The sequence below is a fragment of the Acidovorax delafieldii 2AN genome, from assembly GCF_000175235.1.
GTDB lineage: Bacteria > Pseudomonadota > Gammaproteobacteria > Burkholderiales > Burkholderiaceae_C > Acidovorax > Acidovorax delafieldii_B.
On the sequence record NZ_ACQT01000098.1, the window covers coordinates 1 to 13,647 of the forward strand.

9 protein-coding genes and 1 tRNA gene are annotated in these 13,647 nt (G+C 66.8%); 6 read left to right on the top strand and 4 right to left on the bottom strand.

Going from position 1 to position 13,647, the window contains the following annotated elements; translation table 11 throughout:
* From gluQRS to ACDELDRAFT_RS12950, 3 genes are all read left to right on the top strand, one after another.
* On the top strand, nucleotides 1-924 hold a 924-nt coding region (gluQRS, locus tag ACDELDRAFT_RS12940; protein ID WP_050784173.1), incomplete at its 5' end, for a tRNA glutamyl-Q(34) synthetase GluQRS.
* Nucleotides 921-1,679, top strand: coding sequence for a tRNA (guanosine(46)-N7)-methyltransferase TrmB (gene trmB / locus ACDELDRAFT_RS12945; RefSeq protein WP_005797428.1), 759 nt, complete (start codon nucleotides 921-923; stop codon nucleotides 1,677-1,679). The genes gluQRS and trmB, both read left to right, overlap by 4 nt.
* Nucleotides 1,680-1,716: 37 nt before the next feature.
* Nucleotides 1,717-2,757, top strand: a complete 1,041-nt coding sequence (locus ACDELDRAFT_RS12950) for a GGDEF domain-containing protein (RefSeq protein ID WP_005797429.1) — start codon at nucleotides 1,717-1,719, stop codon at nucleotides 2,755-2,757.
* 100 nt (nucleotides 2,758-2,857) lie between these two features.
* Here ACDELDRAFT_RS12950 and ACDELDRAFT_RS12955 read toward each other — a convergent pair whose 3' ends face one another.
* The 3 genes from ACDELDRAFT_RS12955 to ACDELDRAFT_RS12965 all read right to left on the bottom strand — a co-directional run bounded on the left by ACDELDRAFT_RS12955 (nucleotide 2,858) and on the right by ACDELDRAFT_RS12965 (nucleotide 9,003).
* A complete protein-coding gene (locus tag ACDELDRAFT_RS12955; protein ID WP_005797431.1) occupies nucleotides 2,858-5,869 on the bottom strand; it encodes an HD domain-containing phosphohydrolase in 3,012 nt (1,003 codons plus the stop codon).
* Nucleotides 5,870-5,967: 98 nt separating this feature from the next.
* Complete coding sequence (gene alaS / locus ACDELDRAFT_RS12960; protein ID WP_005797432.1) at nucleotides 5,968-8,592, bottom strand: alanine--tRNA ligase; 2,625 nt, start codon at nucleotides 8,590-8,592, stop codon at nucleotides 5,968-5,970.
* Nucleotides 8,593-8,712: 120 nt separating this feature from the next.
* Nucleotides 8,713-9,003 carry a PepSY domain-containing protein gene (locus ACDELDRAFT_RS12965; RefSeq protein WP_005797434.1) on the bottom strand — a complete coding sequence of 97 codons (291 nt, stop codon included), beginning with the start codon at nucleotides 9,001-9,003 and terminating at the stop codon, nucleotides 8,713-8,715.
* Nucleotides 9,004-9,208: 205 nt separating this feature from the next.
* Between ACDELDRAFT_RS12965 and ACDELDRAFT_RS12970 the strand changes: the two genes are divergently transcribed.
* Both ACDELDRAFT_RS12970 and ACDELDRAFT_RS12975 read left to right on the top strand, forming a co-directional pair.
* Nucleotides 9,209-10,699 (top strand): NAD-dependent succinate-semialdehyde dehydrogenase, encoded by a 1,491-nt coding sequence (locus ACDELDRAFT_RS12970; RefSeq protein ID WP_005797436.1) that lies wholly within the window; start codon nucleotides 9,209-9,211, stop codon nucleotides 10,697-10,699.
* A gap of 265 nt (nucleotides 10,700-10,964) precedes the next feature.
* A tRNA-Gly gene (locus tag ACDELDRAFT_RS12975) sits at nucleotides 10,965-11,038 on the top strand.
* A gap of 106 nt (nucleotides 11,039-11,144) precedes the next feature.
* Here ACDELDRAFT_RS12975 and ACDELDRAFT_RS12980 read toward each other — a convergent pair.
* Nucleotides 11,145-12,056, bottom strand: coding sequence for a pseudouridine synthase (locus tag ACDELDRAFT_RS12980; protein ID WP_005797438.1), 912 nt, complete (start codon nucleotides 12,054-12,056; stop codon nucleotides 11,145-11,147).
* Between the two features lie 428 nt (nucleotides 12,057-12,484).
* On the opposite strand from ACDELDRAFT_RS12980, the gene ACDELDRAFT_RS12985 reads away from it, so the two are divergent.
* Nucleotides 12,485-13,647, top strand: a 1,163-nt coding sequence (locus ACDELDRAFT_RS12985) for an AsmA family protein (RefSeq protein WP_005797440.1), incomplete at its 3' end; no start/stop codon positions are given.

Sequence of the window (13,647 nt, forward strand, 5' to 3'; positions counted from 1 at the left end):
CTGCACGCAGGCTCACTGGTGGCGGCGCTGGCCAGCTGGCTGGACGCGAGGGCCTGGAACGGCGGACGCGGCGGGCTCTGGCTGGTCCGCATCGAAGATGTCGACACGCCACGCTGCATTGCCGGCGCGGACGAAACCATCCTGCGGCAACTCGCCGCATGCGGCCTGGTTCCCGACGCGCCACCGCTGTGGCAGTCCAGCCGTGGCGCGCTGTACCAGCAGGCGCTCGACGGGCTCATCGCACGCGGTGACGCCTACCCCTGCGCCTGCTCACGCAAGGACATCGAAGAAGCCCACGCCGCGCAAGGCCATGCCCGTGAACGCCACGCCGCGCTGCCCTACCCCGGCACCTGCCGCCAGGGCCTGCACGGACGGCCCGCCCGCTCGTGGCGCTTCAATACCACCGGCTTCTGCCAAAAACAGCCTGTAGCGCTCGCCCATTCTGCGCAAGATGCTCCATTTTCAATAGCAAATGGCACCGTGCGATGGATGGACCGCCGGCTGGGCCCCCAGGAGCAGGACGTCGCCAGCGCGGTAGGTGACTTCGTGCTGCGCCGCGCCGACGGCCTGTGGGCCTACCAGCTCGCCGTGGTGGTGGACGATGCGGCCCAGCAGATCACCCACGTCGTGCGAGGCGAAGACCTGGCCGACAACACCCCGCGCCAGATCCTGCTGCAGCAGGCGCTGGGCGCGGCCACGCCCCGCTATCTGCACACGCCGTTGGTGCGGGGCGCCAACGGCGAAAAGCTGTCCAAGCAGAATGGCGCCGCGCCGCTGGACCTGCGCGAGCCGCTGCAAGCCCTCAACGATGCCGCGCGCGCGCTGGGCCTGCCTGCGTGCGACCATCCGCACCACAATTCACTACCGTCCGCCCTGGAGATGTGGGTCAATGCCTGGGCGCGAACCTACAATGGCCCACCGTGACCGAACCGACCATTTCCCCCGCTACCGCGCAGCCCGAGACCGCTGCCGTCCCCGCATCCGAAGGCGCACCGCCCGCTGGCGTGGCCTACCCCAAAACCATCAAGAGCTTCGTGCGCCGTGCCGGACGCACCACCACCGGCCAAGCCAAGGCCTTTGAAGATCTGGGGCCCCGCTTTGTGCTGCCCTACGCGCCCACCCCGATCGATGCGAACGCCGTCTTCGGCCGCGCCGCCCCCCTGGTGCTGGAAATCGGCTTTGGCATGGGCGAGGCCACGGCCCACATCGCCAGCGTCCGTCCGGGTGACAACTTCCTGTGCTGCGAAGTGCATGAGCCCGGCGTGGGCGCCCTGCTCAAGCGCATCGGCGAGCAAGGCCTGGCCAACATCCGCATCCTGCAGCACGATGCCGTCGAGGTGATCGACCACATGCTGCCGCCCGGCAGCCTGGACGGCATCCACATCTTCTTCCCCGATCCCTGGCACAAGAAGAAGCACAACAAGCGCCGGCTGATCCAGGCGCCCCTGGTGGCCAAGCTGGCCGCGCGCCTGAAACCCGGCGGCTACCTGCATTGCGCCACCGACTGGCAGCCCTATGCCGAGCAGATGCTCGCGGTGCTCAGCGCCGAACCGCTGCTGGCCAACACGGCGGAGGGCTTCGCGCCCCAGCCCGCCTACCGCCCCCTGACCAAGTTCGAGAACCGCGGCCTGCGGCTGGGACATGGTGTATGGGACGTTGTTTTCGTGCGGCAGCACTGAACCGGCTCCCGCGACTCCACCGCGCCACCGCCCCTCCATGAAGCCCATCCTGCAAAACCTGGTCGAGATGACCGGCCACCGAGACCATCTGCGCCTTGAAGTGTCCGTACTGTCGACCCTGCAGAAGCTCAGCAACATCACCGAGGTCCGGGCGCTCGAACTGTTTTCGGACAACGGCAAGCCCCATGTGCGCCCGCGCACCTGGCTGCAGGATGGAGCGCTGGTGCCCACCGACTCCGACGCCGCCAGCGACCCGCACCGCGAGCCGCTGCACAACTACCCCGCCCTGTGCAAATGCGTGGACAACCACGACATCCGGGCCACGGCCAGCACGAGCAAGGGGCGCTACACGCTGTGGCTGCCGGTGTGGATGCACGACAAGGTCACGACCTGCCTCGAGATCACCCAGTCGCGCCCCTTCTCAGCGCACAAGCTGGACGTGATCCAGGGCATCTCTCTCGTCTACCAGAACTACCAAAGTCTGCTCGACTACAGCGAACGCGATGCGCTCACGGGGCTGTTCAACCGCAAGACGTTTGACGAGCAGTTCTCGCGGCACACCGCCCCCGCGGTAGCCCTGCGCGCCCAGGGCGGCGCGGCGGGTGACGATGGGGCCGCATGCTGCGAGCCCATCGAGCAGTGGCTGGCCGTGGTGGACATCGACCATTTCAAGCAGGTCAACGACCGCTTCGGCCACCTGTATGGCGACGAGGTGCTGATACTGGTCGCCAACATCCTGCGCAACTCCTTTCGCAGCCACGATCGCATCTTCCGCTTCGGCGGCGAGGAATTCGTGGTGCTGCTGCGCTCGACCGACCTGTCCACGGCCCACAAGGTCTTCAACCGCTTTCGCCTGGCGGTACAGGAGTACCCCTTTCCCCAGGTGGGCCAGGTCACGGTGAGCGTGGGCTTCGTGAGCACCTCCAAGGGCTCACCGGTGGAAATCCTGGGCCAGGCCGACCAGGCCCTTTACCACGCCAAGGAAAACGGCCGCAACCAGGTCTGTTTCTACGACGACCTCATCGCCAGCGGTCACCTGACCGCCAAGGTGGCCAACGACGACGTCGAGCTGTTCTAGGGGCGCGGCACCCCGCCCGCGCCGCTGGCCGCCTGCAGTGCGTGGCCCACGGGCCACACGGTGCCACGGCCCCTGCAGGCCGGACTCTGTGCTCCTGTGCTCAGGCGCCTGCGACGTGGGTCTCTTCCGCTTTGAGGGGCTGCGGCGGGTGCGGCGTCGCCATTTGCGCGAGCGCCTCCAGATCCACCGTATCGCGCTGTGCCGGCCGCAGAAAGCGTTCTGCATAGTCGCGCCACACACCGCTTTCAAGGAAGAAGCGGAACACCTGCGCGTCGATGTGCTGCTCGCGCACCATGCCGGCCATGATGGCCAGCGACTCGGAGATGGTCTTGGCCGGCTTGTACGGCCGGTCGGCCGCCGTGAGGGCCTCGAACACATCGGCCAGGGTCATCACACGGTCAGCCAGCGTGAGCGCATCGGCCTTGAGGCGCCGCGGGTAGCCGGTGCCATCGAGCTTTTCGTGGTGTGATCCGGCGATGGAAGGCACCCGCGCCAGCTCGGCGGGAAACGGAAGACCGCTGAGCATGATGATGGTCTGCACGATGTGGTCGTTGATCCTGAAACGGTCTTCGGCCGTGAGGGTTCCGCGCCGTAACGACAGGTTGTGCAGCTCGCCCAGGTGGGCCTGCTGGGCCGGCAGCACCATGTCGAAGCCCCATTTGTTGGCCGGGTTGCCAGCCTCCACAGGTGGGCGGCGCGCGCCCCATGGAACGATGTGCTCGGGCTTGTCGGCCAGCAGGAACTCATGTGCAGGCAAGGTGCGTGGCGGCACATCGGCCAGCCGCGCGCTTTCCGCCTGCGACAGGCCCAGGCGGTCGTCGAAATGGCGCTGCCACACCGTGCGGCCGATGGCTTGCAGGCGCTGCACGTCGGCGTCGGCCATGAACTCGCCCCCCACGTTGCAGCGCGCGACGAACGCAAACTCCTCCTGCAGCTGCTCGCGCCGCAGCAGCAGCCCGCGCTGCAGGCGGGCGGGGTCCACCCCAGCCACATGCTGCTGCCAGTAATCGATCTCGGCGTCCCGCCACAGCACCTCGAAGCGCATGCGCACCTCGTGGATGCGGTTGTACAGCGCCTTGAGCTTGGTGGCCTTGTCAATGATGTGCTCGGGGCTGGTCACCTTGCCGCAATCGTGCAGCCAGGCCCCCAGGCGAAACTCGTAGCGCTCGGATTCGGTCATGCTCACCTGGGCGAAAGGCCCCTCGCGGGCCTCGCAGATGCGCTGCATCAAGGCCTCGGCCAACTGCGGCACGCGTTCGCAGTGGCCACCGGTGTAGGGGCTCTTGGCGTCGATGGCATCGGCCAGCAGGCGGATGACGCCATCGAGCAACTTGCGCTGCCCCTCGATGAGGCTGCGCGTCTCGATGGCCACCGACAAGGTGCCCGAAAGCCTCTCCACGAAAGCGCGGAAGTTGCCGTCATCCTGGCGCCGGTCGTGCGCATACCGCAGCACCAGCAGTCCCAGGGGCTGGCCGTCGCGCGTGCGCAGTTGCACGCGCAGCACGCGCTGGGGCGGTTCTTCCGGCAGCGCTTCTTCGTCCCCGGCCTGGCGATCGGTGTTGTGGATGAAATGGGCCATGGCCAAGTGGTCGGGAAAACGCCACAGGGCATCGGGATCTTCGCAATGGCGGGCCGTGCGGTCCAGCCCCGTACGCCCCGCATTGACCAGGTACACCGCACCGCCGGTGCAGCTGGTCACCTGCACCAGCTCGTACAGCACGTTCGACAACATCAGTTCCAGGCGTGACTCAGCGCTGATGTGGCGGGTGATGTGCAGGAAAGCCTGCACCGTGTCGGACATGCGGTCCATCACCTGACCCAGGGCGCGCACCTCGCGCACGGGCGAGACGCGGCGCTGCGGCCGCTGGAAATCAAAGCGTGCCAGAGCCCGCGCCTGGACCGCCAGCCCCGTCAGGCTGCGCCCCACGCGCCGCCCCGCCATCCAGCCCAGCGGCAGCAGGAGCACGATGAACCCGAACGACATCCACACCTGGCGCCGCAGGTCGCGGTTCAGGTCGGCCAGCAACTCGGCGGTGGGGATGGCCATCAGCAGGTGCAGGCCGCGCCAGCGCATCGACTCGAGCGGCTGCACCTGGCCCAGCCATTCCTCGCCCTGTGCAAAGAAGCGGCGCGACTCCTGGGGCTGCACATCGAGTTCGTGCACGGCGCGCAGGCTGGGCACGCCCAGTTCCGCCAGAGAACGCATGCTGGTGTGGTCGCCGTCGCTCTGCAGCACGCGCGACATGTCGGGGTAGGCCAGCACCCGGTGGTTCTCATCGACCACCGCGATCTCGGTGCGGGGCATCAGGCGCAGATCACCCACTTCGCGCCCCAGGTCGGTCAGCGCAACGTCCAGCCCCATCACGGCCCGCCCCTCGTCGCTGGGCTGGCTCAGGGTCACGCCGACTTCCTGCGTGGTGAAGAAAACGTAGGGGTTGGTGAGGATCTGCCGGCCGGTCTGCTCAGCCTCGGTGTACCAGGGCCGGGTGCGGGGATCGTAGAGATAGTCAGCCCGGATCGAGGTCGACAGCAGCCGCAACTGGGCGTCGTAGAAGCTCCAGCGGCCCGCCAGAGGCCCGGCCGCTCCCCGCTCGCGCGCCCTCGACTGCACCAGATAAGCCGCCTCGGGCGGCGCACCCAGCTTCGTGCGCAATGCGGGATGGTGCAGTGGTCGCACCAGCAGAAACTGCCCGTCGGAATAGCCCACATAGACAGCCGACAGCAACGTGTTCTGCTGCAGCAGCCGCGTGAGCACCGGCAGGCGGCGCAGCCGGGCCGCCAGTGTCGAAGCCGAGGCAACAGGATCGAAGGCCAGCAGGCGCAATGTGGCGTCTGCCGGGTCCACGATGCGGTGCACCCGCTCGCTGATCACCTGGCTGATCCGGTGCGCGCTGTCGTCCGACGCAGCCATGATGGCCTGGCGGGCACTGGTGCCCAGCTGGTAGGCCATCAGGCCCGTGAGCAGCACCATGGCTGCAACCACCACCGAGGCGATCAGCACCTCGAACCGGACCGTGATGCGGCGCCACCAGGGCAGGGCCGTCGCGGGGTCATGGAACGCCGCATGGCCCGGGGGAGCTGGCTCGGCAGTGGGGTCGCGCAGGGTGTCCATGCGCTCGAATGTAGGGCGAAAGCCGGCCTGCCGTCACTCCCTTTTTGGACGGCCGGGCGGGCACACCACAGTGCCCGCGCCGCCGTGGGACTGGGGTATCAACCCAGCTGCTGCGTGACCCAGCCCGTCACCGACGCCAGTGCTGCGGGCAGCTTGGAGGCATCGGTGCCACCGGCCATGGCCATGTCGGGCTTGCCGCCGCCCTTGCCGCCCACCTGCTGCGCCACAAAGTTGACCAGCTCGCCGGCCTTGATGCGGCCCACGGTGTCGGACGTCACACCCGCAGCCAGCTGCACCTTGTCGCCATCGACGGCGGCCAGCACGATGGCGGCGGTCTTGAGCTTGTCCTTGAGCTTATCCATGGTGTCGCGCAGGGTCTTGGCGTCGGCGCCGGGCAGCGCGGCGGCCAGTACCTTGAGGCCCTTGACCTCCACGGCCTGGGTCACCAGCTCATCGCCCTGGCTGGAGGCCAGCTTGCCCTTCAGGGCCGCGACTTCCTTCTCGAGCGCACGCGCATGTTCCAGCGCCTGGCCAATGCGGCCGTTGAGCTCGGCCACAGGCGCCTTCAGGGTGCCCGCTGCCTGGTGAACGGTATCCTCGAGTTGCTGCAGATAAGCCAGCGCATTGGCGCCCGTCACGGCTTCGATGCGGCGTACGCCAGCGGCCACCCCGCCCTCGCTCACCACCTTGAAAAGGCCGATGTCGCCCGTGCGCTGCACATGGGTTCCGCCGCACAGTTCGCGGCTGGTGCCGATGTCGAGCACGCGAACGGTCTCGCCATACTTCTCGCCGAACAGCATCATGGCGCCGGTCTTCTGGGCCGACTCGATATCCATCACGCGCGCCTGCGTGGGTTGGTTGGCCAGGATTTCCTCGTTCACACGGCGCTCGATCTCGCGGATCTCGGCATTGGTCACGGCGGCGTTGTGGGCGAAGTCAAAGCGCGTGCGGTCGGCATTCACCAGGCTGCCCTTCTGCTGCACATGGCTGCCCAGCACTTCGCGCAAGGCCTTGTGCATGAGGTGGGTGACGGAGTGGTTGCGCATGGTGGCGGCACGCACCGCCGTATTGACCTGCGCCTGCACCGTGTCGCCGACGTTCAACGTGCCGTGTTCAAGCGTACCGTGGTGGCCGAACACATCGGCCTTCACCTTGAGCGTGTCGCCCACGGCAAAGCGGGCCGAGCCGCTGGTGATGACACCTTCATCGCCCACCTGGCCGCCGCTTTCGGCATAGAACGGGGTGGTGTCGAGCACCACCACGCCGTTTTGACCGGTTTTTAGCGCTGCAGCGCTTGTTCCGTCTACATAGATTGCTACGATTTTTGCAGTCTCTGCCAGATGCTCGTAGCCGGTGAACTGGTTGGCTGCACCGGTGTACTCCAGCGCCTTGTCCATCTTGAACTTGCCCGCGGCGCGGGCCTGGGCCTTTTGCTTTTCCATGGCCGTCTTGAAGCCGGCCTCGTCCACTTCCACGTCGCGCTCGCGGCACACGTCGTTGGTCAGGTCGAGCGGGAAGCCATAGGTGTCGTGCAGCTTGAAGGCAACGTCGCCGGGCAGCACCTTGGCGCCACCGTCGAGAGCCGCATCAAGGATCTCCATGCCATTGGCCAGCGTTTCAAAGAAGCGCTCTTCCTCGGCCTTGAGCACCTCTGTGATGCGCTGCTCCTGCTCGCGCAGGGCTGGGTAGGCATCGCCCATCAGGCGCACCAGGTCGGCCACCAGCTTGTGGAAGAACGGCGTCTTCTTGCCGAGCTTGTAGCCATGGCGAATGGCGCGGCGCACGATGCGGCGCTGCACGTAGCCGCGGCCCTCGTTGCTGGGGATCACGCCGTCGCTCACCAAAAATGCGGTGGCGCGGATGTGGTCGGCAATCACGCGCAGGCTCTTGTTGTTGAGGTCCGTCACGCCCGTTTCGCGGCCGGCGGCCTTGATGAGCGCATCGAACAGGTCGATCTCGTAGTTGCTGTGCACATGCTGCAGGATGGCCGCCAGGCGCTCCAGTCCCATGCCGGTGTCCACGCAGGGCGCGGGCAGTGGCGTGACCGAGCCGTCTTCGGCCATGTCGAACTGCATGAACACGTTGTTCCAGATCTCGATGAAGCGGTCGCCGTCTTCATCGGGGCTGCCAGGAGGGCCGCCAGGAATCTCGGGGCCGTGGTCGTAGAAGATTTCGCTGCACGGGCCGCAGGGGCCGGTGTCGGCCATCATCCAGAAGTTGTCGGACTTGTAGCGGCCGCCCTTGTTGTCGCCGATGCGGATCACACGCTCGGGCGGCAGGCCGATTTCCTTGGTCCAGATGTCGTAGGCCTCGTCGTCTTCCTGGTACACGGTGGCCAGCAGGCGATCGGCCGGCAGCTTGTACACCTCGGTCAGCAACTCCCACGCCCACTTGAGCGATTCGCGCTTGAAGTAGTCGCCAAAAGACCAGTTGCCCAGCATCTCGAAGAACGTGTGGTGGCGCGCGGTGTAGCCCACGTTCTCCAGGTCGTTGTGCTTGCCGCCCGCACGCAGGCAGGCCTGCACCGACACGGCCCGGTTGTAGGGGCGCTTGTCGGTGCCCAGGAATACGTCCTTGAACTGCACCATGCCCGAGTTGGTGAACATCAGCGTCGGGTCGTTGCCGGGCACCAGCGGGCTCGATGCCACGATGGTGTGGCCCTTGGAGGCAAAAAAGTCCAGAAAGGTCTTGCGGATGTCGGCAACGGTGAATGTGGGGGTCATGGGCTCTTCTTCACGAACAGGGATGCTGCGGCAGGCTTGCGCTGCTGAAAGCAGGCGAACGGGAGATTTTAGGGGGTTTCACGCACCCCCCATGGCCCAGCCCCACCCTGCCAGCCCGCGTCAACCCTGCCTGGGGGTCATCTCGAGCTTCACCATGCGACCGTCGACGGGGTGGTGGACGATCTCGACGCGGTTGCCGTCCTTGTCCCAGCCGTGCATTTTGTAGCAGCTTGCCTTGGTGATGGCGAAGCGTTCAATGGTGTAGCCCCCGTCCACAAGCTTCTGCAGCATCTGCTCCTGCGTGAGCTGCGGGGCACCGGGTGCGACCTTGCAGGAAGGGCTATCGGCAAAGGCGGAGTTGCCGAGCAGCAGTGCTGCAGCGGCGACGGCGTAAAGGGTGCGTGTCTTCATGACAGACTCCTGGTTGCATGCCGGGTTGGCATGGAAGCCATTGTGGAAATGCCCTCTGAAGATCTGCTGAACAACCCGTGCTCGGCGGCCCAACGGAAAGTGCCGACGCGCACCGTGCCGGGGCGCCGCACGAGCAACCTGCGGTACAGCGTGGGGTTGGGCCTGGTGCTACGCTCCGTCTGTCAGCCGCCAATACGAGACAAACATGCACACCCAAACCTCTCCCCTCGCCCAGTTGAAAGACCCCAGCCTGCTCAAGACCGATGCCCTGGTCAACGGCCAATGGATGGCAGGCAGCAGCCGCTTTGCCGTGCACGATCCGGCCACGGGAGCCAAGCTCGCCGACGTGGCCAATCTGGGGCCGCAAGAGGCCGAGGCCGCCATCGCTGCCGCCAACGCCGCCTGGCCCGCCTGGAAGGCCAAGACGGCCAAGGAACGCAGCATCATTCTGCGCAAGTGGTACGACCTGCTGATGGCCAACCAGGACGATCTGGGCCGCATCATGACCGCCGAGCAAGGCAAGCCCTTGCCAGAAGCCAAGGGCGAAGTGGCGTACGGCGCCAGCTTTGTGGAGTGGTTTGCCGAAGAGGCCAAGCGCGTCAACGGCGAGACCCTGCCCCAGTTCGACAACAACCGCCGCCTGCTGGTGCTCAAGCAACCCATCGGTGTGTGCGCCGCCATCACGCCGTGGAACTTTCCGCTGGCCATGATCACGCGCAAGGTGGCGCCTGCGTTGGCCGCGGGCTGCCCGGTGGTCATCAAGCCGGCCGAGCTGACGCCCCTCACGGCCCTGGCCGCCGCAGAGCTGGCCATTCGCGCGGGCATTCCGGCGGGCGTGCTCAACATCCTGAGTGCCGACAGCGCCAATTCGATTGCCATCGGCAAGGTGCTGTGCGCCAGCGATGTGGTGCGCCACATCAGCTTCACGGGCAGCACCGAAGTGGGCCGTATCCTGATGGCGCAGTCCGCCCCCACCGTGAAGAAAATGTCGCTGGAGCTGGGTGGCAACGCCCCCTTCATCGTATTCGACGATGCCGACGTGGACAGCGCCGTGGAAGGCGCCTTTGCCAGCAAATACCGCAATGCAGGCCAGACCTGCGTGTGCACCAACCGCTTCTATGTGCAGGAAGGTGTTTACGACCAGTTCGTGGCCAAGTTCGCCGCCAAGGTGAAGACGGCCAAGGTGGGCAATGGCTTTGAAGACGGCGTGAACCAGGGCCCGCTGATCGAGGAAGCCGCGCTGGAAAAAGTGCAGCGCCATGTGGATGACGCGCTGGCCAAGGGCGGCCAGGTGGTGGCCGGAGGCAAGCGCCTGGCCAGCCTGGGATCGGGCCAGTTTTTCGAGCCCACGGTGGTGGCGGGCGCCACAGCCGACATGCTGTGCGCGCGCGAGGAAACCTTCGGCCCCTTTGCGCCGGTGTTCAAGTTCAAGACCGAGCAGGAAGCCATCGACGCGGCCAACGCCACCGAGTTCGGCCTGGCCAGCTACTTCTACAGCCGCGACGTGGGCCGCATTTTCCGCGTGGGCGAGGCGCTCGAATACGGCATGGTCGGCATCAACGTCGGCATCCTGGCCACCGAGCATGTGCCGTTTGGCGGCGTCAAGCAATCGGGCCTGGGCCGCGAAGGCTCGCACTACGGCATGGACGACTATGTGGAAATCAAGTACCTCTGCCTGGGCGACATCCAGAAGTGATCTGCCAGGGCGCGCAACGGTGATCGCGTGAGGGCGCGGCCCCTGCTGGCGTAGTGGCCCTGTGGCGCAACAGCAGCGGCCTCTTTGCACACCGGGCCCTTGCGTTGCCCCATGGTGGGGTGCGCTCTGCGGTGCGCGCGTTTTTTTGCACGCCGCCAAGCGATGGCGCTGCGCAGGCCCCAACGGCAGCGCGTGCGGATTTTCATGGCCCGGGCCTGGGTCTGCGGTCCGGCGCCCTTGCCGCATGCCTATAATTGCCAGCTTCGCGGGTGTCGTTCAATGGTAGGACTCTTGCTTCCCAAGCAAATAACGTGGGTTCGATTCCCATCACCCGCTCCACTTTTCATCGCTGCAAGCGCCCGCTCCCTGGGCAGCACAAGCCGGTTTCATTGACCACCGGGCCGCAGCATCCCCTTTGAAGTCTCCTTGCGCTTGCTCGCGCTGCTCATTCGAGCGGCAGCAGGGTGCGCGCGCTCTCGAAGCGGCGCGGTGCGCCGGTAAGCGGATCGACAAACGCCAGCGACCGCGCCAGCAGCTGCAGCGGCCGCGAAAAATCGCCTTCGGGCGGATCGTTGACCAGGGGGTAGAACGGATCGTTGCGCAGCGGCAGCCCCAGTGCGGCCATGTGCACGCGCAACTGGTGGCGCTTGCCAGTGATGGGCGAAAGGCGGTATAGCGCCCAGCCCCCCGCCACGGCTTGCACTTCCATGTGGGTGTGGCTGTTGGGTGCGCCCGCCACTTCGTGCATGCGGAAAAACTGCGGGCTTTCTTCCATGCGGCTGATGTGCTCTCGCGGAAAAGGCACATCGGCATGCCACGGCGCAACGGCGTCGTAGTGCTTGGAGATCTGGCGGTCGCGAAACAGCGCCTGGTAGGTGCCGCGCGTGCGCCGCTGTACCGAGAACAGCACCAGCCCCGCAGTGTCGCGGTCGATGCGGTGCAGGGGCGACAACTCGGGCAAACCCAGGCGGCGCTTGAGGCGCACCAGCAGCGTGTGTTGCAGGTAGCGCCCGGTGGGCGTTACGGGCATGAAATGCGGCTTGTCGGCCACCAGCAGGTGCTCGTCCTGGTACAGCACCGTCTCTTCAAAAGGGATGTGCGGCTCGGCCTGCAGATGGCGGTAGTAGTACAGCCGAATGCCGGGTTCAAACCGCCGCTGCGGCAGGACCGGTTCGCCACGTTCGTCCACCACATCGCCGGCTTCCATGCGCTGCAGCCACTCGCCGCGTGGCACGGCGGGCAGGCGCTGGGCCAGAAAATCCAGCATGCTGCCCTGCCCCTGCGACGGCAGCACCACGCAACTGGGGCTTACGCCATCGCGCATGGGCAGGACAAGGGCGTGGCGGGGGTTGTGCATGGGCGCCCATTTTAATGCGCTGCGGTTTGGTTTTTGCTATCAAATAAAGAGCTACTCCCGCACTACGGACAAGCGCATGGCGCGTTTCTTGCCAGATTTTATGTGCACTCGCCACATGGCGCCAGCGGCGCCCACCACTCCGCCCACACTGCCTTTACGCGCATGGCGGCCCCCACCACCGCACGGTGCGGGATGCCCGGCATCACGCGATACAGCGCGCGCCAGCCGCCTGTAGGACAAGGGCGGCAATCGTGGCCCCGCAGCGCGAAAACGGGCCTGTGCGGGCTAGCATGGCCCTCAGCAATCTGCCAGGGCCGTACCAGCGTGCGCTTGCATCACGGCCCTGGCTCCCCTGCGCATCCTTTAACGCAATGCCCCATCCACCACCGTCCACCCCTTATGGTCCCCACGCAGCACCCCGCCGCGGCATGCGCCTGGCCTTGCTGGTGGGGGGCGTGCTGGTGGCGCTTGTGGTGATGGCTGGCGTGGCCCTGGTGGAGTTCGACTGGAACCGCGCCAAGCCCTGGATCAGCGAGCGCGTGAGCGAATCGGCAGGCCGCAGCTTCGAGATCGCGGGCAACCTCAACGCCACCTGGCATTGGCCCGATCCACTGGCAGAAGGCTGGCGGCGCTGGATACCCGGCATCACGCTGCAGGCCGAGCGCATCACCTTGGGCAACCCGCCCGGTTTCGGCACGCCCCCAGCACCTGGGAACGAGCCCGGCGCGGCGCCCGGCAAGACGTCCGACAACGTGGCCCCCAACGCGGGAGACAAAGGCTCTCGAAAGAACACCGCCCCACCGCAGAACAGCCCGGCCTCCAGGCCCCCCGGCCCTGACAGCAGTTCGCCCCCGACGGACCAGACCGCCCCCATGGCCACGGTGGCCAGCGCCAGCGCAACCCTGCACCTGCTGCCGCTGCTGTCGCGCCACCTGGCATTCGACACCGTGGTGCTGAGCGCACCCGACGTGGCGCTGGAACGGCACATGGACGGTCGCAACAACTGGACCTTCACGCCCCGCACACCACGCAACGATGGGCGCGCGCCATGGCAATTCACGGTCGACCAGTTCGCCGTCCGCCAGGGGCGCCTGGCGTATGTCGATCCGCTGCGCAAGCTGCAACTGGCCGCACGCATCCACACCCTGCCCCCTTCGCAGGCCGACGGCCGCTACGGCGTGCACTTCGAGGTGGAAGGCCGCTTCGCCAAGGCGCGCATCGAGGGCAGCGGCAAGGCGGGGCCGCTGCTGAGTCTGCGCGACCGGATCGTCAACTACCCGCTGCAGTTCGAGGCGCGCGCCGGCAGCGTGGCCACTTCGGTGGAGGGCACGCTGGCCAACCCACGCGCGCTCAAGGGCATGGACCTGCAGGTGATGCTGCAAGCATCGAGCATGGCCGATCTGTATGAACTCACGGGGCTGGTGCTGCCGAACACGCCACCCTTCCGCACCCGGGGCCACTTGCGCGGCAGCCTCGAGCCCGGGCACGCGGTGTGGGACTACAGCGATTTCGCCGGCACAGTGGGCGAAAGCGACCTGCGCGGCGACCTGCGCTACGTCTCGGGCGCGCCGCGCCCGCGGCTCAGCGGCAC

Coding starts and splice junctions, on each gene's coding strand:
- ACDELDRAFT_RS12950 (WP_005797429.1), top strand. CDS start 1,717: ATGAAGCCCATCCTGCAAAACCTGGTCGAGATGACCGGCCACCGAGAC.
- ACDELDRAFT_RS12955 (WP_005797431.1), bottom strand. CDS start 5,869: ATGGACACCCTGCGCGACCCCACTGCCGAGCCAGCTCCCCCGGGCCAT.
- alaS (WP_005797432.1), bottom strand. CDS start 8,592: ATGACCCCCACATTCACCGTTGCCGACATCCGCAAGACCTTTCTGGAC.
- ACDELDRAFT_RS12965 (WP_005797434.1), bottom strand. CDS start 9,003: ATGAAGACACGCACCCTTTACGCCGTCGCCGCTGCAGCACTGCTGCTC.
- ACDELDRAFT_RS12970 (WP_005797436.1), top strand. CDS start 9,209: ATGCACACCCAAACCTCTCCCCTCGCCCAGTTGAAAGACCCCAGCCTG.
- ACDELDRAFT_RS12980 (WP_005797438.1), bottom strand. CDS start 12,056: ATGCACAACCCCCGCCACGCCCTTGTCCTGCCCATGCGCGATGGCGTA.